This is a genomic window from Streptomyces sp. 2-1 (assembly GCF_048564895.1).
GTDB classification, from domain to species: domain Bacteria; phylum Actinomycetota; class Actinomycetes; order Streptomycetales; family Streptomycetaceae; genus Streptomyces; species Streptomyces phaeochromogenes.
This window is the reverse complement of the sequence record NZ_CP183383.1, coordinates 735,772-757,007: the sequence shown is the minus strand read 5'-3', so window position 1 is coordinate 757,007 and position 21,236 is coordinate 735,772. Positions and strand designations below refer to the sequence as shown.

Here is a 21,236-nt window from a genome sequence, read left to right as displayed (position 1 = left end):
CTTCAGCCAGTACGGTGGGCATGAGGCCTACCGGATGAACGGCACCCTGGCTGCGTGTGTCGGAGGAAGCGATGAGCGGGGAAGGTCAAGGGGGCTCCGGGCAACAGCTGCCCAAGCTGAGGCTGGACGAGCTGCTCGACGAGCTCCAGGCACGCATCGACGCGGCCCGGGGGACGCAGGACCGGGTGCACAGCCTGTTGGAGGCCGTTCTGTCGGTCGGGCGGGAGCTAGATCTGCCGCACGTGTTGCGGCGCATCGTGGAAGCCGCCGTGGTGCTGGTGAACGCCGAGTACGGCGCAGTGGGCGTGATCGGCGACGACAGCAGGCTGTCGGAGTTCCTGACGGTGGGCATCGGCGAGGAACGGCGCGAGGAGATCGGTGAACTGCCCAGCGGTCACGGCATTCTCGGCGAGTTGATACGGCACCCGGTGCCGCTGAGGCTGCCGGAGCTGTCGGAGCACCCGGCCTCGTACGGCTTCCCGGACCACCACCCGCCGATGCATTCGTTCCTGGGCGTGCCGATCCGCGTGCGGGAGAAGGTGTTCGGGAACATCTACCTCACCGAGAAGCGGGGCGCGGCGGAGTTCGACGCCGAGGACGAGTCGGTGCTCTCCACCCTCGCCGTGGCGGCCGGAGTGGCCATCGAGAACGCGCGGTTGTACGAGGAGACGCGGCTGAGCGAGCGCTGGCTGCGGGCGAGTGCGGAGGTCACGAGCACTCTGCTGTCGGGAACGTCCGGCGCCGAGGTGCTGGAGCTGATCGTCGGAAAGGCCAGGGAGATCGCCTCCGCGGACGTGGGGATGATCGCGGAGTACGTGACCGGGGCGGAGGAACTGAGGCCGGTACTCGCGGTGGGGCCGAACGCGGAGCGGCGCAGCGGGCTGGTCCTCTCCGCGCAGGACGGATTCGTCGCGGCCGCGCTCACCACGGCGGAGCCGGTGGTCAGCGCCGATATCGAGCGTGATGCGCGCACCGGCGAGGGGGAGTCGCAGTGGGCCGGGCTCGGGCCCGTGGTCGCGGTGCCGCTCGGCGCCGGCGGGAAGGCCCGCGGGGTGCTGCTGCTGGGGCGGCTGGCGGGCCGTACGCCCTTCTCCGAATCCGACAGCGGGCCTCTGCTCGGCTTCGCGGGGCAGGCGGCGCTGGCACTGGAGCTCGACGAACGCCGTCGGGACGCGGAGAAGATCGCGCTGCTGCAGGACCGGGACCGGATCGCGCGCGATCTGCATGACCTGGCGATCCAGCGGCTCTTCGCGGCCGGTATGACCCTGCAGAGCACGCAGCGCTTCGTGGACCATCCCGAGGCCGTGGAGCGGCTGTCGCGGACCGTCGACGATCTCGACGACACCATCAAGATAATTCGGTCGACGATCTTCGGCCTGCGTGTCCATGGCGGTGGGACGAAGGAGGACAGCGGTCTGCGCGGCCGGGCGTCCGAGGCCGTGAAGGCCTGCGCCACCTCCCTCGGCTTCGCTCCCGCGCTGCGGGTGGAGGGGCTCGTCGACACGGACGTCCCCGGTGAGGTGGCCGACCACGCTCTCGCGGTCCTCGGCGAGGCGCTCAGCAACGCGGTCCGGCACTCGGGGGCACACTCCGTGGACGTCCATCTGCAGTGCGCCCGGGGCGAGTTGGCGTTGACGGTGACGGACGACGGGTGCGGAGTGCCCGCCGGTGTGGCGCGCAGCGGACTCAAGAACCTGGAGGACCGGGCCCGCGCGCTCGGCGGAACACTCACGCTCGGCGAACGGCCGCAGGGCGGCGGTACACGTCTGGTGTGGCGCGTACCGACAGGCTCAGCGCGGGACTGACCGCGCTCCTTCGGCCAAGGTTCGGGACGCTCCGCGTCGGGGCGAGGAAGGTCCCTGCGGGCCGTACCCCAGGCGGATCACCATCTGGGCGTGATCGCGCCGGTCGCTCGGCCATGGCACGAGTTGTTCGCGCAGGTCGGGCCACTCCAGCGCTTGGTGCAGCAGCGATGCCCGGAGGCCATGAGCGGTGGCCGTCAGCAGGACGCGTTCGAGGGCCTGCCCGGCGCGCAGCCAGTCGGCCCGGGTGTCGTGCCGGGTGGACAGTACGGCGATCGACGGCCGTTTCTCGAAGGGGCGGGAGGCAGGCACGGCCGGGTGCCGCTGGGCGCCGAAGTCCCGCATCGGGACCTGTTCCCGGGAATCGTGCGGGCCCAGCGCCTCCGGCGGCACTCCCAGGTCCGAGTGGTTCGGATCGCGCACCCACAGGCGGCTCTCCCCGGCCCGGTCGGCGTCGGCCGTGCTGCGGCGCTCCGCTTCCGCGGTCAGCTGCAGCAGGCGGTCGGTCTCGCGCGGCACGGGACGGCTCAGCAGCGCGCCTTCACTGTGCGCGGCCTCGGCGAGTTCGGTGAGGACGGCAGCGGGCAACGGCCGCTCGGAGAAGGGGAAGCGGCTGCTGTGCCGACGCCACACCGCGTCGTACAGGCGCTGCGAAGAGGAGGCTCCGGCGGTGCCGCCGAAGCGGACGGCGGCGAGCAGATCCGGCTCGTCGGGCCGGGGCAGCAGACGGGGCACCGGTTCCCAGCCGAAGTGCGCCACCGCCACCCGCAGGTTGAGGAGCGCGCACCCGACGGAGAGGTGCAGGGCACGCCCGGTCGGGTCGATGTGGCGCAGGCCATGGTCCGGGGCGGCGCGGATCTCCAGGGTGACGGTGTCCGGGTCGAGACGGAAGCGCCAGGGCTGGGTGTTGTGGATAGAGGGGGCGGCCACGGCCGCGGATATCAGCTTCTCCAGGGTCGGAGCGTCGAGTGTCATGGACCTCATCGCGAACTCCTCCCCGCCCTGGGCCGGTTGGCGGGCCGGGCTCTTCGGTGACCGCTCTCAGCGTGGGGTCAGCGGGTGTCGCGGCGGCAGGGGCCGTACGGCCCTGTGCTGTGCCGGACGGCCCGGATGCGCTTCACCTCGCGGGACGCTCACCGGGGCCGGAGCCGGGCTGTTCGAGGTGGGAGGCGAGGACCGCGGCCTGCACTCGGCGCTGGACGCCCAGCTTGGCCAGCAGCCGGGAGATGTGGTTCTTGACGGTCTTCTCCGAGAGGAAGAGGTTCTTGCCGATCTCGCGGTTGGTGAGTCCGTCTCCGATGAGGGCGAGGATGTCGCGTTCGCGGGGGGACAGGCTCGCCAGTTCGGGGGCGACGGCCGGGGTGCCGGCGGGGTCCGCCCGCAGCGAGGCCATCAGCCGGGCGGTGGTCGCGGGGTCGAGCATGGACTGGCCCGAGGCGACGGTGCGTACCGCCGAGACGAGGTCGGAGCCCTTGATCTGCTTGAGTACGTAGCCCGAAGCCCCGGCCATGATCGCGTCGAGCAGGGCCTCCTCGTCGTCGAACGAGGTCAGCATCAGAACGGCCAGCTCCGGCATCTGGCTGCGCAGCTCACGGCAGACGGTGATCCCGTCGCCGTCGGGCAGGCGTACGTCGAGTACGGCGACGTCCGGGCGGAGGGCAGGGCCGCGGGCGAGCGCGTGCTCGACGTTCTCGGCGTCGCCGACCACCGAGATGTCCGGTTCGGAGTCCAGGAGGTCGGACAGTCCGCGTCGTACGACCTCGTGGTCGTCCAGCAGGAAGACGCGGATCGGGTCCTGCTCCGTAAAGGTGCGTGTCTTGGCCATGGCGACCCCTCGTTCCCCGGCGACTGTACGGACTGCGGGCTGTCCGTGACGACGATCGTCACTCGCCGGGACCGGATGTACTAGGGCCGACCGGCCCCACTCCAACCCACAATGCGCCCTGTGCGGTCACAGGCGGCTGCCGCTGCCGTACGGGGCGTAGAGATCCAGCAGCCGGGTGCGGGCCGAGCGCAGGCGGTGGGCGAGGATGTCGCCCACCCACAGGGCGACCGTGTGGCCGAGGGCGGGGTCGTCCTGGCACATCGCCCGTACGGCTTTGGCGTCGAACTCGTAGGCGCGGACCGGGCTCGTCGTCTCGGAGCCCAGGTGCCAGGAGTGCGGTGCGAACAGCCAGGACCAGCCGACGAGTTCGTTGTGGCCGAGGGTCTCGATGACCGCTGCCTGGCGGCCGGGTACATGCATGTCGAGCTGGATCGTGCCGGTGCGGATGATCCAGAACCGGTCGGCGCGACCGCCCTCCTCGAAGAGGCGCGTTCCCTGCGGGAACGACACCTCCCGGGCGATGTGCATCAGTCGCTGCCGGTGCTCGGCGGGCAGTGCCCGCAGCATGCTGGGCGTGGGCGAAGCGTTCATGACCGGCCTCCAGGACGGACGTTCGGACCCTACGACTTCCAGCGTGTGCCCGTGCATCGGCTCGAACCATGGGCCATCCGGCCCCAGGGAGGGTCTGTGCGGCCCCTGCGCACGCGGGCGTTCCTGTACGAGGCTCTGTATGAGATCGGGCAGGACCGGACAGGACACAGGAGGTGCCCACCATGGTTCGGCACATCACCACAGGAATCGACGGATCCGCCGAGAGCCTCGCCGCCGCGCACTGGGCGGCCAGGGAGGCACTGCGTTGCGGTGTCCCGCTGAACCTCGTGCACGCCTGGACGTGGCACCCACGCCCCGCCCCCTCCGTCCCCGCGGACAGGACCGAGCGCGACTGGGCCGAACAGACCCTGGACCGGGCTGCGGGCAGCGTCCGTGCCGCGCACCCCGGGCTGCGGGTCGTCGAGCGGCTGGTGGCCGACTCCGCGGTAGCCGCCCTTCTCGCGGCGGCCGAGGACGAGGAGTTGCTGGTGCTCGGGTCCCGTGGCCTCAGCGGGGTCGCGGGGTTCATGGTCGGCTCGGTGTCCCAGCGGGTCGTCGCCAGGTCTCCTCGTCCCCTGGTGCTCGTACGTGCGGGCGAGAGTGCCGCCGACGAACACTTCACCGCCCCGGACGGCGTCTCGCCCGAGGAGATACCCCGGACCCCGTATCGCGATGTCGTCCTCGGCCTGGACACCCGGCGCCCCAGTGACGAGCTGATCGGGTTCGCCTTCGAGTCCGCACGCCGCTGCGGCGCCACGCTGCACGTGATCCACGCCTTCGGAACGCCGCGGGTCCAGCCGGCCGACGGACCGTGGGACCCCGTGACCGGGCCGGAGCTGATCGCGGCACAGGAACACGCCATGGTCGCGACCCTGCGCCCGTGGTGCGAGAAGTTCCCGGAGGTCTCCGTGGTCGAGACCGTCTCCGAGGAGCGGCCCGCCACCGCGCTGGTGCGGGCGTCGTCCGGTGCCTCCCTCGTCGTCGTGGGGCGCCGGACCCGGGACAGCCATCTCGGCACGCACATCGGAGCCGTCACGCACGCGGTGCTGCACCACGTCGGCTGCCCCGTCGCCGTCGTCCCGCACGACTGAACCGGCGCCGTGACGGTGCTCCGGGCACCAACGGCCCCAGGGAGGGAACAGTCATGACAGCACGTCACGTGGTCGTCGGGGTGGACGGCTCCGTCATCGCCGTACGAGCACTGGACCTGGCCGCCGACGAGGCAGCCCTGCGCGCCACCACGCTGGAGGTCATGTACGCCGTGCCCGACCTCGACGAAGCCGGCCCCGTGCTGGCGTCCGCCGCCTCACGGGTGGGCCACCGCCACCCCGGCCTGCCGGTCGTCACCGTCCCTGTCGAGGGGCACTCGGCTGCCGTTCTGGCGGAACACGGACGCGAGGCCGCGCTGACCGTCGTCGGCTGCCGGAGTCTCGGCGGGCTCGCGGGCACGATGTTCGGCTCGGTGAGCCGGCGCCTGGCCGCGCACGCGCCGGGCCCGCTGCTGGTCGTACGCGGCGACTCTCCGCCGCACCTGCACAACGAGGTGCTGCTCGTCCTCGACGAGGAGGAGGACGCGGACACGGCGGTGTTCGCCTTCCAGGAGGCGGAACTCCGTGGGGCTGCACTGCGGATCCTCCGGTCCTCGGCGGATCGGCACCCGGTTCCGGTCGCGGTACCGATGCCGCACCGACGGAGCGAGTCGACTGGGTCATATCTCCCGGCCGGTGACCCGTCGGCGGAGCTCGGCGAGCGGCATCCTCCCGTCCGGACGGGGAGCCAAGACGCCGCCTCGACGCAGACGCTGTTGGAGGCCACACGTACGGCGGACCTCGTCGTGACCAGCTGCCGCCCCAGGCGGAGCGGGCACGGCCGCCAACTCGGTTCCCTGACACGTACGTTGCTGCATCGGGCCCACTGCCCGGTGCTGGTCGTTCCCGCCGGGCCGGAGAGCGCTCCGCCCTCGGCCCGTTGAAAGTAGTCCGCCGCGTCGTGCGCCGGGGGTACGGGCCGGCGGCCTACTGAGTGTCGCCCCGGGCGCGAGTCCACTCCCGGTACGCCGCGACGGCGGTGGGCAGCGTCGGGAAGACCAGGTCGGCGCCGACCGACTCGGTCAGGCCGTATGCGTCGAGGTCGTCCATCAGGTCCTGTTTGACGCGGGCGAGGGCGAACACGATGCCGCGCCGGGCCAGTTCGAGCCGCAGCGCGTCGACGGCGTCCAGGGCGGTGATGTCGACCTCGACGTTGGCCTCGGTGTTGAGGACGAACCAGCGGACCGGGTCCTCCTGTTCGTCGACGGCGGCCAGGGCCCGGCGGCGGAAGTTCTCGGCGTTGGCGAAGAACAGGGGCGAGTCGTAGCGGTAGACCAGCAGTCCGGGGATGGTGCGGGCCTGCGGGTAGTCGTCGATGTCGTGCATGCCGGCCACACCGGGGACCACTCCCTCGATGGCATCGTGCGGACGGGCCACGCGGACCAGCAGCTCCGCGACCGACAGGGCGACGGCGACGATCACGCCGTACAGGATGTCCAGGGCCAGTACCCCGGCCAGGCAGCCGAGGGCCAGCAGCAGTTCCCGGCGGCGGAAGCCTGCCAGCCGGTGGAAGCCCGCCAGGTCGATCATGCGGACGGCGGCGTACACGACGAGCGCGCCCAGGACGGCCGAGGGCGTACGGGCCAGCAGCGGGCTCAGGAAGAGCAGCACCGCGAGGACCACCGCACCGGCGACCAGCGAGTACGCCTGGCTGCGAGCGCCTGCCGAGGAGGCGAGCGCGGTCCGGCTGGCGCTGCTGCTCACCGGGAAACCGTGCAGTGCGCTCGCACCCAGGTTGGCCGCGCCGAGGGCCAGGAACTCCTGGTTGGGGTCGAGGCCCGGGCCCTCGTCGTCGGAGGAGGGGACGGTGAAGGCGCGCGCGGTGAGGATGAAGTCCGTGTAGCCGACGAGGAGGACGCCGAGGGCCGGCAGGACCAGATGAGCCAGTTCGGTCAGGTCGGGTGCGGCGAGGCCGGGCAGCCCCGACGGGACCTCGCCGATCACCTTGATGCCGTACCGGTCGTCGAGGTCGAACATCGCCACGGCCGCCGTGCCGAGCACCACGGCCAGCAGAGGGCCGGGGACCGTCCGGAACCGCGCCACCGTGAAGAGGAACACGAGCGTGACGGCGCCGAACAGCAGCGTCGCCGTATGGACCTGCGTCAGGTGCCGTACGAAGGACCAGAGCTGGGCGAAGAACGCGGAACCCGTAGTGCGTACTCCGGTGAGCTTGGGCAGCTGGTCCACGATCATGATCAGTGCCACGCCCGCGAGGTAGCCGATCAGAACGGGCCGGGAGAGCAGGTCCGCGAGGAACCCAAGCCGCACCGCCCACGCCACCACGCACAACAGGCCCACCGTGAGTGCGAGGGCGGCCGCCAGCGCGGCGTAGCGGTCCGGGTCCCCGGCGGCCAGCGGGGCGACCACGGTCGCCGTCATCAGCGCGGTCGTCGACTCGGGGCCGACCGACAGCAGGCGTGAGGAGCCGAACACGGCGTACAGCGCGAGTGCGGGCAGGATCGCCCACAGTCCGGCGACCGGCGGCAGACCGGCCACGCCCGCGTAGGCCATCACCTGGGGGACGAGGTACGCGGCCACGGTCACCCCGGCCAGCAGGTCGCCCTTCAGCCACGAGCGCCGGTAGCCGAGGAGCGTGCCGACTCCGGGTGCGAGGTGCCCGAGGAGAGGGCCGAGCCCCTGGGCCGGACGGCCTCCCGGATCGTGCCCGCCCGCGCTCCTTGCCATGAGTCTCCTTCTGCCGCGTGACCTCAGGATCCACCGAGGGGCGGTCGGCCGCGATACGCCGAGCCGGCCGAAGGAAACCTACAGGCACCGCGGTCCCCTTACCGGCAGCCCAACCGGCCCTGCGAAAAGGGCCGTTCAGCCCCGTCGCCGCGGACCTTCGGCATCCGGCGACGCTCGACCGACGCGACCAGAGTGAGCGGTGACGGACAACGACCCACCCGACCGTCCCCGAATCTCTGAATCCTCGAAGGGACCATCACCATGGCCGTGCACGAGCAGCCTCAGCGGAGCCCGGGGTTCCACCTGCCGGCGTTGCGCAGGAACCGGACCGCCGCCACCTCCGAGTCCGCCGTGTCGGCCCGTACCGACACGCACACGGCGCGGGCCTACACCCTGGTGTCGCTGCGCCTGCTCACCGGGTTCGTCTTCCTGTGGGCGTTCCTCGACAAGACCTTCGGCTTCGGCTACGCCACCCCGTCCGGCAAGGGCTGGATCGACGGCGGCTCGCCGACCATGGGCTTCCTCAGCGGCGTGGCCGCCGGGCCGATGGAGTCCACCTTCCACTCCTGGGCCGGTGCCACCTGGGCGAACTGGCTGTTCATGGCCGGTTTGCTCGGCATCGGACTGGCTCTGGTCGGCGGGTTCGCGCTACGGCTGGCGGCCGTCGCGGGCACCGCGATGATGGCGCTGATGTGGGTCGCCGAGTGGCCGCCCGCCAAGCTCCTGTCCGACGGGTCGCCGAGCATGTCCAGCAACCCGTTCGTCGACTACCACCTCATCTACGCCGTCGTCCTGATCGCCCTTGCCCTGGCCTCCGCCGGTGACACCTGGGGCATCGGCCGGCTCTGGGCCAGGCTGCCGTTCGTCCGCGCCAACCGCTGGCTGCGCTGACCACGAGGAATGCGGCGGGACTTGTAAACGGGCCCGCCGCGCCCGCCGACCCGACTGGGGCCGATCGGCCCCAGCCAGGGACCTGCGGCCCCTGCCCCACGAACTCGATCGACACGACGCTGGGATCGGACCGGACTGTGCGATGCGATCCCGATCCGGTGCGATCCGATCCCGAACCAGAAGGTGGAGACCATGCCCCGAACTGTCATCGTGGGACTCGACGGCTCGCCCGAGAGCCAGGCCGCGGCCGAATGGGCGGCCCGGGAGGCCGGGCTGCGCGGCCTGCCGCTGAAGCTCGTCAACGTCTGGGAGCCCGATCCGGCGCCCATGGCGCAGGACCCGGTCCACGGCGCCGAGACCCAGAAGCACTGGAGCGGCAGGATTCCCCGCGAGGCCGCAGGTGGCCTGCGTCTGCGGCACCCCGGTGTCGAGATCACCGCCGAGCAGGTCTACGGCCGGCCGGGCGAGATCCTGACGCATCTGGCCGAGGACGCCGCGCTGCTCGTCCTGGGCTCGCGCGGCATGAGCGGGATCGGCGGGTTCCTGGTGGGCTCGGTCGGCCTCACCGTCGTGGCGCACGCCGAGCGGCCCGTGGTGCTGGTCCGTGCCGGGGAACAGGCCGCCGACGAGCACGTGATGGATCCGTCCGGCATCCCGTCATCCGCGACGCCCTTCCGGCCCGTCGTGCTCGGCATGGACCCCGACAGCCCGGACGACTCGGTGCTCGCCTTCGCCTTCGAGGAGGCGGCCCGTCGCGCCACCATCCTGAGGGTCGTACACGGCTGGAACCTTCCGCCGTACTACGCCTACGGACTGTCCGCCGACCTCGGCCTGCACGAGGAGATCGTCCGGCAGCAGACCGCCCGGCTCACCGAGACCCTGCACCCGTGGCGACAGAAGTACGCGGATGTCGAGGTGGTCGAGGAGTCCCGCTCGGGCAGCCCGGCCAACCAGCTGGTCGACGCCTCCCACGAGGCCTCCCTTGTCGTCGTGGGCCGCCGCGTCCGCCGCAGCCCGCTCGGTGCCCACATCGGCTCGGTCACCCACGCCGTGCTGCATCACGCCACCGCCCCCGTCGCCGTCGTCGCGCACGGCTGACGCTTCCCGAGGAGAACGAGAACCATGAAGGCAGCGGTCGTACGAGCGTTCGGCGAGCCCCTGGTCATCGAGGAGCGCCCCGATCCCGAGCCCGGCCCCGGCCAGGTCCGCGTCCGGGTCGAGGCCTCCGGGCTCTGCCACACCGACATCCACGCCGCCCACGGCGACTGGCCCGTCAAGCCGAACCCGCCGTTCGTCCCCGGCCACGAGGGCGTCGGTCTCGTCGAGGCCCTCGGCGACGGCGTCACCCATCTGGCCCTCGGGCAGCGGGTCGCCGTGCCCTGGCTCGGCAGGACCTGCGGACGGTGCGAGCACTGCCTGTCCGGCTGGGAGACGCTGTGCGAGCAGCAGATCAACACCGGATACGGATGCGATGGCGCGTACGCCGAGAAGATGCTGGCCTGGGCCGACTTCGCGCAGCCGGTGCCCGAGGGGATCTCCGCGCTCGACGCCGCCCCGCTCACCTGCGCAGGCGTCACCACGTACAAGGCCCTCAAGGTCGCAGGCGTTCGGCCCACCCAGCTCGTCGCCATCTCCGGTGTCGGAGGACTGGGCCATCTGGCGGTGCAGTACGCGAAGATCGCCGGCGCGACCGTGGCGGCGATCGACGTCACCGACGAGAAGCTCGAACTCGCCGCGGAACTCGGCGCCGACATCGTGATCGACGCCCGCGAGCACGATCCCGGCGAGGTGCTCAAGCGGCACGGAGGCGCGCACGCCGCCATCGCGCTCGCGGTGAACGAGGCCGCCTTCTCCGCGGCCTATTCAGGGCTCCGGCGCGGTGGAAAGCTCGTCATGGTCGCACTGCCGGCGCACGGCACGATCCAGGTCCCGATCTTCGACACCGTCCTGGGCGGCACCTCCGTGATCGGATCCATCGTCGGTACCCGGCAGGACCTGGCCGAGGTCTTCCGACTGCACGCGGCGGGCCGGACCAGGGTGATCCAGGAGACCCGGCCGCTCGCGAGCGTCAACGAGTCGATCGACGAGGTGCTGCGCGGCGAGATCAAGGCAAGGATCGTCTTCGACCTCGGCGAAGGAAGGTGAGGACGATGGAGCTTCCCCTGGTCGTCGGTGTCGACGGCTCCGAACCCGGCATGCGCGCCGTGGACTGGGCGGCGGACGAGGCCGCCCTGCGCGGCGTACCGCTGCGGCTGGTCTACGCCTCACTGTGGGAGCGCTACGAGGGCGCCGCGCTGGCCGAGGGTCTTGGCAGATCCTCGGAGCAGGTGCTGGCCGACAGCATCGTCGAGGCCGCCGCCAAGCGTGCGCACCGCCGCGAGGTGGACCTGAAGATCTCCACCGAGGTACTGCCCGAGGAGCCGGTGCCCGCACTGCTGCGGGAGGGGCGCAACGCTTCCGCACTGGTCCTGGGCACCCGCGGCCGCAGCGGAATCGCCGAGCTCCTGCTCGGCAGCGTCAGCCTCGCCGTGGCCGCCCGCGCCCACTGCCCGGTGATCGTGCTGCGCGGCGGCCACGACCCTCAGGTGACGTCCAGGATGCGTCGGCGCGTCGTGCTCGGCGTCGGTGAGGAGCCCGAGAACTCGGCCGCCGCACGGTTCGCGTTCGAGGAGGCGCGGGAACGCCGGGTACCGCTGGAGGTGATACGCGCCTGGCGCTGCCCCGCGCACCAGACCACCGACCACCCGCTGCTGGCCGGCGAACCGGCCCGCCTGTACGAGCAGCAGGCCACGGAAACCCTGGAAGCGGCACTGCGCGACGCCCCGGCCGGGGTGGAACTGTACCGGCGCATCATCGAGGGCCCGGCCCGCAAGGTGCTGCTCGACGCCTCGGTCGACGCCGATCTGCTCGTCGTCGGAGCCCGGCGGCGCCACGGCCACTTCGGGCTCCAGCTGGGCCGCGTCGCCCACGCGGTCCTGCACCACGCCGCCTGCCCCGTCGCCGTCGTCCCCCAACAGGCATGACCGGCTCAGAGGCTCGCCGCGTGATCGGGAACGTATGTCTGCAGATCGCGGGGCGGGCGCTGGTAGCCGGTCGAGGGCGGCCGGGGCGGCAGCTCCAGCACCGGCGGCGGCACCTCGTGGTACGGCACGGAACTCAGCAGATGGGCGATCATGTTCAGCCGGGCCCGGCGCTTGTCGTCGCTCTCCACGACGAACCACGGGGCCTCCGAGATGTCCGTGTGCACCAGCATCTCGTCCTTCGCCCGGGAGTACGCCTCCCAGCGGGTGATCGACTCCAGGTCCATCGGGGAGAGCTTCCAGCGCCGCGTCGGGTCCTTCAGTCGCTGGCGGAACCGCTTCTGCTGCTCCGTGTCGCTCACCGAGAACCAGTACTTGCGCAGCAGGATCCCTTCCTCCACCAGCATCCGCTCGAAGATCGGGCATTGACGGAGGAAGAGCTGGTACTCCTCCTTGGTGCAGAAACCCATTACGTGCTCGACACCGGCGCGGTTGTACCAGCTGCGGTCGAGCAGCACGATCTCCCCGGCCGCGGGCAGATGCTCGACGTACCGCTGGAAGTACCACTGGGTGCGCTCGCGCTCGGTCGGCTTCGGCAGCGCCACGGTCCGCGCGACGCGCGGGTTGAGGTGCTCCGAGACCCGTTTGATCGTGCCGCCCTTGCCCGCCGCGTCCCGTCCCTCGAAGACCACCACGAGCCGCGTGCCCTCGGCCCGTACCCACTCCTGGAGCTTGACCAGCTCCGTCTGCAGCCGCAGCAGCTCCTGCTCGTACGCCGCGCGCGGCACCTTCGCCGTCTTCTTGTCGGCCATGCCGCCTCCTCCGCTCGATGACGTCCTTCGATGACACATACGGAGTCACCATGACCAACGTCGAACACCAGGACAGCACCGTACTGACCGACGAGGAACTGCGCACCCTGGACGCCCACTGGCGGGCCGCCAACTACCTTGCCGTGGGCCAGATCTACCTGCTGGCCAATCCGCTGCTGACCGAACCTCTGACCCCCGAGCACATCAAGCCCCGGCTGCTCGGCCACTGGGGTACCTCGCCCGGCCTCAACCTCGTGCACACGCACCTCAACCGGGTGATCAAGGCTCGCGGTATCGACGCCCTGTGCGTCTGGGGTCCCGGCCACGGCGGTCCGGCCGTCCTCGCCAATTCCTGGCTGGAGGGCAGCTACAGCGAGACCTACCCGGACGTCTCGCGCGACGCGGCCGGCATGGACCGGCTGTTCCGGCAGTTCTCCTTCCCCGGCGGCGTGCCCAGCCATGTGGCCCCCGAGACACCGGGCTCGATCCACGAGGGCGGCGAGCTGGGCTACTCCCTCGCCCACGCGTACGGGGCCGCCTTCGACAACCCCGATCTGCTGGTCGCCTGCGTGATCGGTGACGGCGAGGCGGAGACCGGGCCACTGGCTGCGTCCTGGCACTCCAACAAGTTCCTGGACCCGGTGCACGACGGCGCGGTCCTGCCGATCCTGCACCTCAACGGCTACAAGATCGCCAACCCGACCGTGCTGTCCCGGATCCCCGAGCACGAACTCGACGACCTGCTGCGGGGATACGGACACGAGCCGATCCACGTCACCAGCGACGACCCGCGCGAGATCCACCGCGCCATGGCCGGCGCCTTCGACCACGCCCTCGACCGCATCGCTCTGATGCAGAGCACGGCACGTGAGGACGGCGTGTCCGAGCGGGTCCGCTGGCCCATGATCGTGCTGCGCACCCCGAAGGGCTGGACAGGCCCCGGCGAGGTCGACGGGGAGCCGGTCGAGGGAACCTGGCGTGCGCATCAGGTCCCGCTGTCGGGCGTCCGTGAAAACCCCGACCACCTGCGGCAGTTGGAGTCGTGGCTGCGCTCGTACCGGCCCGAGGAACTGTTCGACATCGACGGCCGGCCCACCGCGGACGTCCTGGCCTGCATCCCCGCGGGGGCCCGCCGCCTGGGCGCCACTCCGCACGCCAACGGCGGTCTTCTCGTACGCGACCTGCCCGTTCCGTCGCTCGACCGTTTCGCGGTCCCCGTGGACAAGCCGGGCGTCACCTCGCACGAGCCGACCAGGGTCCTGGGCGACCTCCTCGAACAGATCATGACGGACACATCGGGCCGTCGTGACTTCCGGCTGGTCGGCCCTGATGAGACCGCCTCCAACCGGCTGGACGCCGTCTTCAACGCCAGCGGCAAGGCCTGGCAGGCACAGATGCTCCAGGTGGACGAACACCTGGACCGGCACGGCCGGGTCATGGAGATCCTCTCCGAACACCTCTGCCAGGGCTGGCTGGAGGGCTATCTCCTCACCGGACGGCACGGTCTGTTCTCCTGCTACGAGGCGTTCGTGCACATCGTCGACTCGATGGTCAACCAGCACATCAAGTGGCTCAAGACATCGAGGGAGTTGCCGTGGCGGGCCCCGATCGCCTCGCTCAACTACCTCCTGACCTCGCACGTGTGGCGGCAGGACCACAACGGCTTCTCGCACCAGGACCCCGGCTTCGTCGACCACGTCCTGAACAAGAGTCCCGAGGTCGTACGGGTCTATCTGCCGCCGGACGCCAACACCCTGCTCTCCGTGGCCGATCACGCCCTGCGCAGCCGCGACTATGTGAACGTGATCGTCGCGGGCAAGCAGCCCTGCTTCGACTGGCTCTCCATGGACCAGGCCCGCGTCCACTGCGCACGCGGAGCGGGCATCTGGGAGTGGGCGGGCTCGGCCAACGGGGACCGCGAACCCGACGTCGTCCTCGCCTGCGCGGGGGACGTCCCCACCCAGGAGATCCTGGCCGCCTCCGATCTGCTCCGGCGCCATCTGCCCGAGCTGGCCGTCCGGGTCGTCAACGTCGTCGACATGGCCCGGCTGCTGCCGCAGGAGGAACACCCGCACGGGATGGGCGACTTCGAGTACGACGGCCTGTTCACCACCGACAAGCCGGTGATCTTCGCGTACCACGGCTATCCCTGGCTGATCCACCGCCTCGCCTACCGCCGCACCGGCCACGCCAACCTCCATGTCCGCGGCTACAAGGAGATGGGCACCACCACTACCCCGTTCGACATGGTCGTCCGCAACGACATGGACCGCTACCGCCTCGTCATGGACGTCATCGACCGGGTCCCCGGCCTCGGCGTCCGTGCCGCCGCCGTACGCCAGCGGATGGCGGACGCCCGCACCCGCCACCACGCCTGGATCCGCGAACACGGCACGGACCTGCCCGAGGTCGCCGACTGGACCTGGACCGGCTGACACCCCTTCACATCCCTTCTATGGCAAAGGAGTTCATCGCCTGGCCGGCAGACCTTCCGCGGCCGTCAGCGCACCCAGCGCGCTGGCCTGGGTGCGCCAGTCCGACGGGTTGGGGGTTGTGCCGGCCCAGCGCTGGCCCAGGCGGTTGAGGCGGTCCCGGTCGGTGCTCCAGATCGAGTCGGCCTGCTTCGTCACGTAGGCCCGGTAGGTGGTGGACCCGGTGGCGTCCGCCAGGTCGGCGAAGTGCCGCATGAAGATGCCCTTGAACTGTTTCTGGTTGTCGTCGCAGGAACCCGTGCCGACATCGCAGGACTCGGTCAGCACGCCGCCGCGGGTGAGGACCGACGAGGACATCGCGGAGTCGGCCAGCCGCTTCGCCGTGTCCAGGTAACGGCTGGTCCCGGTTGACCGCCACAGCTGAGTGAAGGCGCCGATGGCGAGGCCCTGGTTGTAACTCCACACGGTCTGGCCGTTGTTGCCGCAGCTCCCGTTCAGCCCGTCGTTGACCAAGCCGGAGGAGTTGATCAGCCCGCTGCCCAGGTACCAGTTCGCGGCCGTGGTCGCCCGCGAACCCCACACGGTGTCACCGGAGATCCGCTGGTGCAGCGAGGTGGTCAGCCACAGGTACTGCCCGTTGGTCACGGCGTTCTTGTACGTGCGCTCCCGGTCCCACCACACACCGCCGCCGCAGGTGTTCGGATCCCAGTACTGGTGCACGTAGTTGGCGATCGTCACGGCCTCGTCCAGATAGCGCCGGTCGCCCGTGTAGTCGTACGCCGTCAGCCAGGCGATGGCCCACCAGCCCGCGTCGTCGATCGCACGGCTGATGAAGTGCCCCTCGATCGGGTCCGAACTGCGCACGCCCGCGGGGAAGACACCCCGGTTCTGTTCGAAGGTACGGGAGATCGCCCAGTCGTAGTCGTGCCGCCCGGTGCGTTCGGCGAAGTCGACGATCGAGGTGATCGCGACGGCCGAGTTCCACCAACTGCTGCGCCACCAGCCCTCGTTCGTCTGGTACGAAGCCATCAGCGCGTCCGCCCCCGCACGTGCCCGGGTCGGTGCCGGCCTGGCCCAGGCGGTGCAACTGCCCTCCTGGTGGGAGGCCTCACGGCCACAGGCGCGGACAGCCCCGCCATACAGCAGGCCCCGCGGGTCCCGGGTGGCGAACATGGCGGTCCGGGTCGAAGCCGCACCCGACGGCACGCTCGTACGGCCGAGGGAAGCGCCCTCCGGCCAGCTCGCGCCGGCGTCCCAGGAGCGGTCGAGCCAGATCTCGTCGCCCGCCCCGCCGCTTCCGACGACGCCCCAGGCCATGCCGTTGCGCTGGTCGACATGCAGGCTGATGGTGCGCCCGAAGAGGGTGGTCGACGGTACGGGCGTGTCGTCGCCGGACGCGGTGGCGGGGTCGGCGCCGTCGCAGAACGAGCCGTCGCACACCTTCGGGTACGTCCAGTCGGTGCAGGTGACACCGGCCGCGTCACCGCAGGCACGGATCCAGCCGCGCCGGTGTCCCACCGGGTCGGTGATGTTGTACATCAGCGTGCGGGTACCGGTCCAGGTGCCGGGGATGCTCGCCTTGCCGAGCACGCCTTCCCAGGTGGCGCCCCGGTCCCAGGAGCGGTCCAGCCAGACCGACTCGCCCGTCGTGCCGTTGTCGATGCTCGCCCAGGCCATGTTGTCCGGGTCGGAGACATGCAGCCGGACGATCCGGCCGTTGATGGTCTTGCTCGGCACCGGGAAGGTGTCCTGCTGGGCCTTCGAGGGGTCCAGGGTGTCGCACGCCAGGGCACACACCGGCGTCGCCGCATGGGCGGCTGGAGCGGGGAGGGCGACGAGGCCGGTCAGGGCCAGGAGCAGCGCCAGGAACAGGGTCAGGGGTCCGCCGAGGACCGGGTGGGGCCGCGCCGACATGACGTACCGCCAATCCGTGTGGGGGGCTGTGCGCGGAAGGGAGGGGTGGCCGCCCGTGGAGGGCGGCCACCTTGAAACGCCTGCTGTTCGTGAGCGGTCGTGCTCAGGGAGCCCAGGGTGCCGAGATCGACCAGGTGGTGTCCGGGACGAAGCTCGCCGGGTTGTCCCAGGTGTGCGTGCCGCCCTGCTGGGCCAGCCAGAGCTCGGCGTTGATGTGCCGCAGGTACTGGCGGGGGAAGCCGGAAGCCGTCATCCGGACGCCGCCGCTGCCCTGCACCGGGCACCAGGTCGCGTCCTCCTTGTAGAGCGTGGAGTTGTCGTTGGCGTCGCGCCGGACGCGGAACTCGCGGTGGCGCAGGTACTCGCCCGGGTAGTTGCGGGACTCGAAGGAGTAGCAGAGCCGGTTGGCGAGACCCGGCTTCACCCTCCAGGTGGCGTCCTCCTTCAACAGGGCCGTGCTGCCCGAGTTCACCACCTCGGTGAAGCCGAGCCCGTCCTGGTGGCGGACGTAGCGGTCGGTGTAGCCCGGCGTGGTGACCCGGATCGACACGTACTGCTCCACCGGCAGCTTGACCGTCGGTCCGGCCGTGCGGGACGCCGTGATGAGCGCCTGGTTGGCCGCCCGGACGCGGGCCTCGTCGACCTTGACGATCTGACGGTCGTAGGTCAGCAGGCCGTTGGCCTCGTTCTCGACGTCCGTGATCTGGGTGTAGACGGCCGCCGACAGGCCGCCCGCGGGCATCGAGTTCTCCCGGATGCCGTCGAGCAGCCCCACCAGGCGGTCGTTGAGGGCGGACAGGCTCGGCTGGTCCTCGTAGCTGAACCCGCCGCCCGGATACCACTCGTGGCCGGTGACCCGGATGCCGAGGCCGCCGTACTCGCCCAGCACGGAGGCGCGGACCGGCTCCGTCGGTGTGTTGCCGGGACCGACGTAGTTGTGGTTGTCGACCACGTCACCGTTGCCGCCGTCCTGGGCGCCGCAGCAGTTGACGCCGCTCATGTTGTCGACGGGGCGCGATGGGTCGTACGACTTGACCATGTCCGCGATGCGGGCCTGGTCGTACTGGCCCCAGCCCTCGTTCTGGTTGACCCACAGGATCAGCGAGGGCGAGCTGCGGTGCTCGTCGATGACGGCGCGGTACTCGTTCTCCCACTGGGTGCGGGCCGCGGCGGACGGGGTCTTCCCGCTGTCCATGGCCGGCATGTCCTGCCACACCAACAGCCCCAGACGGTCCGCCCAGTAGAACCACCGTTGCGGCTCGACCTTGATGTGCTTGCGGACCATGTTGAAGCCCAGGTCCTTGTGCTTCTGCAGGTCGTACCTGAGCGCCGCGTCGGTGGGAGCGGTGTGGAGGCCGTCCGGCCAGAAGCCCTGGTCCAGGGTGCCGCTCTGGAAGACGAACGACCCGTTCAGCACGGGGCGTTGGACACCGTCCACGTTCCGCACCGCGATCGACCGCATGCCCGCGTACGAGCCGACCCGGTCGGCGCCCGCACTGCCGGAGAGCTCGGCCGTGACGTCGTAGAGGAACGGGTCCTCCGGCGTCCACAGGCGGGCGTTCGGCACCGGTACGGAGAACTGCTGGCCGACCGTGCCGGTGACACTGCCGACCTGCGTGCCGCCGGTAGTGACGGTGACCTTGGCACTCGCGCCGTCGGCCCCAGCCGCACGCACCGTCACCCGCAGGGTGTTGTCCTGGAGGTTCGGGACCATGTCGAGCCGGGTGATGCGCGCGGCGGCGGTCGGCTCCAGCCAGACCGTCTGCCAGATCCCGGACGTGGCGGTGTAGAAGATGCTGCGCCCGGCGTGCGGGGTGACGTCCTGGATGCGCTGCTTGCCGACGGCCTGGCCGCCGGTCTGCGTGGCGTCGTACGCGGACACGACGATCGTGTTGGTGGCACCGCTGTTCAGCAGCGGTGTGATGTCGTACGAGAAGGAGTCGTAGCCCCCTCGGTGGACGGCCCCGGCCTGCTGCCCGTTGACCCAGACCGTGGTCTCCCAGTCGGAGGCACCGAAGTTGAGCTGGACGCGTCGGCCGCTCCAGCCGGACGGGACGGTGAAGGTGCGCTTGTACCAGAGCTTGTCGTTCTCGGTGATCTTCCGCTGGATGCCCGAGAGCGCGGACTCCGGTGCGAACGGCACCCGGATCTGCTCGCCGAACGACGACGGCTGACCGGCGTCGCGAGACGTGACGGCGAAGTCCCAGATGCCGTTGAGATTGGCCCAGTCGGGGCGGGTGAGCTGCGGTCGCGGATACTCCGGCAGCGGGTTGTCGACCGGGACCTGGTCGGTCCACGGCGTCGTCATGGGCGCGGGCTTGGGGGTCCAGGCCGCCGCGGCGGCGCCGGCGGGGGCCGTGCCGGAGGCGAGGAGGCCGGTGACGGCGAGTGCCAGCACCGTGGCGGCGGTCGTGACGCGCCGCCAGGTCGGTATGGGTCTCAGCACGGTGATCGCTCCAGTGTCTCGGTGGCGCACGGAGGAACGCCGCCCGCAGGACGGTGGAACTTGTTCAACACGGGAGAACTTGTGGCACGAATACCACAGCATTCACCCGGCCAATTGTCCAGACCAAAGGCAGACAACGTTGTCGGACGATCGATGAACTCCCGCCTCATGGCGCCGCGTTGAACAGATCGAGGGCGCTCTGCTGCCGCGCCGCGTCCAGCTTGTCGACCGGGCCGGACCAGCGCAGTCCGTACTGGTCGAGGGCGTTGCGGTTGCTCGTATGGGCACGGTCCGCCTGGCGTTGGAGGTAGCCGGTGTACGGATGGTCCGGCAGCGCGGAGTTGAGCTTGCCCAGACCGCGCACGTGCGCGCCCTTGAAGGACGGCCCGTCGCCGCCGCAGTCGCCGCCCTCGCACGGGTCGCGCAGGATGCCGTCGGCGGTGTGGAGCGAGGAGGTCGTGGTCGCCGCGTCGGCGATCTGCCGTGCGCGGGTGAGGAGTTGGCCGTCGCCGGTCGCCCTGTTGAGCTCGGTGAGGGCGCCGAGCAGGACGCCCTGGTTGTACGACCAGACGGCCTGGCCGTTGTTGCGGCAGGTGGACAGGTCGACCCCGTCGTTGACCAGGTTCGAGCCGTTGATCATGCCGGTGCCCTGGAACCAGGACCACCCGGCCCGGGCCCGGTTCACGTACGTCGTGTCGCCCGGGATGCGGTTGTGCAGGGCGGCACTGAGCTGGATGTAGAGGGAGTTGGCGATGGCGTTCTTGTACGTCTTCGCCGTGCTCCACCACACTCCGCCGCCGCACGTGCCGTCCCAGTACGCGGCCATGTGGTCGGCGTCGGCACGGGCGGTGTCCAGATAGCGGCGATCACCCGTCAGGTCGTATGCGGCGACCCAGGCGAGCCCCCACCAGCCGGTGTCGTCGATGTACTCGTTGCGGAACTGCCCGTCCTTCGCGTTCAGGTTCAGGTCGTACGTGCGGGAGATCGCGTACGAGTAGCTGTTCATGCCCGTCACCCGGATGTTGTCGACGAGGGCGTTGAGGGCGTTGGCCGAGTTCCACCAGCCTGTGGTGTCGAACAGGCCGGTTCCGTAGTTGTAGAAGGTCATCAGCCCGGTGGCCGCCGCGGTGCGCCGGTTGCCGGCGTTCCATGTCGTGCGGGCCCACGGGGTGCACGCGATCTCGGTGCGGTCCCCGGCCTTGCCACAGGCGCGCAGGGCGCCGACGCCGCGGTTGTTCCAGTCGTCCACGTTGTACATGAGCGTGCGCCAGCCGCGTTGACCTGCCGGGACGGTCGTGTCGCCGAGCTTGCTGCCCGAACTCCAGGTGCGCCCGCCGTCGAAGGAGCGGTCGAGCCAGACCTCGTCGCCCGGATTGCCGTTGCCGATGGACGCCCAGCCCATCGCGTCGGTGTCGTCGAAGTGGAGGGCGATCGACCGCCCGTGGACGGCCGCCGTGACCGGAGTCCGGTCACCGGGGGAGAGGGCGGGGTCGCGGGCGTCGCAGTACTTGTTGCAGATGGTCGCCGCGGCGGTGGACTCGGTGGCGGACGCCGACTGCGGGGCGAGGCCCGCGAGCAGGGCCAAGGTGAGGGCTGTCGCCGTCCGTCTGGGGATTCGGAGTCTTGGAAGGAGAGTCATGGGGCCTCTCTGTCAGGGCAACGCCCCTGGTCCTTGCCGTGGGACCGGTCTCGTTCCTTCGCGGAGGACACCGGTGCGAGCGAGGTCTGGG

At 70.8% G+C, this 21,236-nt stretch carries 16 protein-coding genes; 8 read left to right on the top strand and 8 right to left on the bottom strand.

Going from position 1 to position 21,236, the window contains the following annotated elements:
• The first annotated feature begins 71 nt into the window (after window positions 1-71).
• Window positions 72-1,805: a GAF domain-containing protein gene (locus ACN20J_RS03580; RefSeq protein WP_189841861.1), complete on the top strand. Its 1,734-nt coding sequence runs from the start codon at window positions 72-74 to the stop codon at window positions 1,803-1,805.
• Here the strand turns inward: ACN20J_RS03580 and ACN20J_RS03575 are convergent.
• The 3 genes from ACN20J_RS03575 to ACN20J_RS03565 all read right to left on the bottom strand — a co-directional run bounded on the left by ACN20J_RS03575 (window position 1,791) and on the right by ACN20J_RS03565 (window position 4,218).
• Complete coding sequence (locus ACN20J_RS03575; protein ID WP_190231222.1) at window positions 1,791-2,786, bottom strand: Acg family FMN-binding oxidoreductase; 996 nt, start codon at window positions 2,784-2,786, stop codon at window positions 1,791-1,793. The two genes, ACN20J_RS03580 and ACN20J_RS03575, sit on opposite strands and share 15 nt — an antisense overlap.
• A gap of 133 nt (window positions 2,787-2,919) precedes the next feature.
• Window positions 2,920-3,627 (bottom strand): response regulator, encoded by a 708-nt coding sequence (locus ACN20J_RS03570; protein WP_189841863.1) that lies wholly within the window; start codon window positions 3,625-3,627, stop codon window positions 2,920-2,922.
• A 126-nt stretch (window positions 3,628-3,753) separates the two neighbouring features.
• The gene (locus tag ACN20J_RS03565; protein ID WP_189841864.1) at window positions 3,754-4,218 is read right to left on the bottom strand and encodes a Crp/Fnr family transcriptional regulator; all 465 of its coding nucleotides are present in this window, start codon (window positions 4,216-4,218) and stop codon (window positions 3,754-3,756) included.
• 182 nt (window positions 4,219-4,400) lie between these two features.
• On the opposite strand from ACN20J_RS03565, the gene ACN20J_RS03560 reads away from it, so the two are divergent.
• A complete protein-coding gene (locus ACN20J_RS03560) occupies window positions 4,401-5,309 on the top strand; it encodes a universal stress protein (RefSeq protein WP_419665191.1) in 909 nt (302 codons plus the stop codon).
• 53 nt (window positions 5,310-5,362) lie between these two features.
• On the top strand, window positions 5,363-6,190 hold the full coding sequence (locus tag ACN20J_RS03555; protein WP_419665190.1) for a universal stress protein: 828 nt from the start codon (window positions 5,363-5,365) through the stop codon (window positions 6,188-6,190).
• Window positions 6,191-6,233: 43 nt separating this feature from the next.
• On the opposite strand, the gene ACN20J_RS03550 is transcribed toward ACN20J_RS03555, so the two are convergent.
• Complete coding sequence (locus ACN20J_RS03550; RefSeq protein WP_419665189.1) at window positions 6,234-7,991, bottom strand: SulP family inorganic anion transporter; 1,758 nt, start codon at window positions 7,989-7,991, stop codon at window positions 6,234-6,236.
• Between the two features lie 261 nt (window positions 7,992-8,252).
• Here ACN20J_RS03550 and ACN20J_RS03545 point away from each other — a divergent pair, with 261 nt between their 5' ends.
• From ACN20J_RS03545 to ACN20J_RS03530, 4 genes are all read left to right on the top strand, one after another.
• On the top strand, window positions 8,253-8,882 hold the full coding sequence (locus ACN20J_RS03545; RefSeq protein ID WP_419665188.1) for a hypothetical protein: 630 nt from the start codon (window positions 8,253-8,255) through the stop codon (window positions 8,880-8,882).
• A gap of 192 nt (window positions 8,883-9,074) precedes the next feature.
• On the top strand, window positions 9,075-9,980 hold the full coding sequence (locus ACN20J_RS03540; protein WP_419665187.1) for a universal stress protein: 906 nt from the start codon (window positions 9,075-9,077) through the stop codon (window positions 9,978-9,980).
• A 24-nt stretch (window positions 9,981-10,004) separates the two neighbouring features.
• Window positions 10,005-11,027, top strand: a complete 1,023-nt coding sequence (locus ACN20J_RS03535) for a zinc-dependent alcohol dehydrogenase (protein ID WP_419665186.1) — start codon at window positions 10,005-10,007, stop codon at window positions 11,025-11,027.
• Window positions 11,028-11,032: 5 nt separating this feature from the next.
• A complete protein-coding gene (locus tag ACN20J_RS03530) occupies window positions 11,033-11,905 on the top strand; it encodes a universal stress protein (protein ID WP_419665185.1) in 873 nt (290 codons plus the stop codon).
• A 5-nt stretch (window positions 11,906-11,910) separates the two neighbouring features.
• Here ACN20J_RS03530 and ppk2 read toward each other — a convergent pair whose 3' ends face one another.
• On the bottom strand, window positions 11,911-12,714 hold the full coding sequence (gene ppk2, locus ACN20J_RS03525; RefSeq protein ID WP_419665184.1) for a polyphosphate kinase 2: 804 nt from the start codon (window positions 12,712-12,714) through the stop codon (window positions 11,911-11,913).
• A gap of 50 nt (window positions 12,715-12,764) precedes the next feature.
• Here ppk2 and ACN20J_RS03520 point away from each other — a divergent pair, with 50 nt between their 5' ends.
• Entirely contained in the window at window positions 12,765-15,149 is a 2,385-nt protein-coding gene (locus tag ACN20J_RS03520; protein WP_419665183.1) for a phosphoketolase, read from the top strand.
• Window positions 15,150-15,182: 33 nt separating this feature from the next.
• Here the strand turns inward: ACN20J_RS03520 and ACN20J_RS03515 are convergent, their stop codons facing one another.
• From ACN20J_RS03515 to ACN20J_RS03505, 3 genes are all read right to left on the bottom strand, one after another.
• Window positions 15,183-17,060, bottom strand: a complete 1,878-nt coding sequence (locus tag ACN20J_RS03515) for a glycoside hydrolase family 76 protein (protein ID WP_419665182.1) — start codon at window positions 17,058-17,060, stop codon at window positions 15,183-15,185.
• 103 nt (window positions 17,061-17,163) lie between these two features.
• Window positions 17,164-19,506, bottom strand: coding sequence for an AbfB domain-containing protein (locus ACN20J_RS03510; protein WP_419665181.1), 2,343 nt, complete (start codon window positions 19,504-19,506; stop codon window positions 17,164-17,166).
• 166 nt (window positions 19,507-19,672) lie between these two features.
• The gene (locus tag ACN20J_RS03505; protein ID WP_419665180.1) at window positions 19,673-21,145 is read right to left on the bottom strand and encodes a glycoside hydrolase family 76 protein; all 1,473 of its coding nucleotides are present in this window, start codon (window positions 21,143-21,145) and stop codon (window positions 19,673-19,675) included.
• Window positions 21,146-21,236 lie beyond the last annotated feature (91 nt).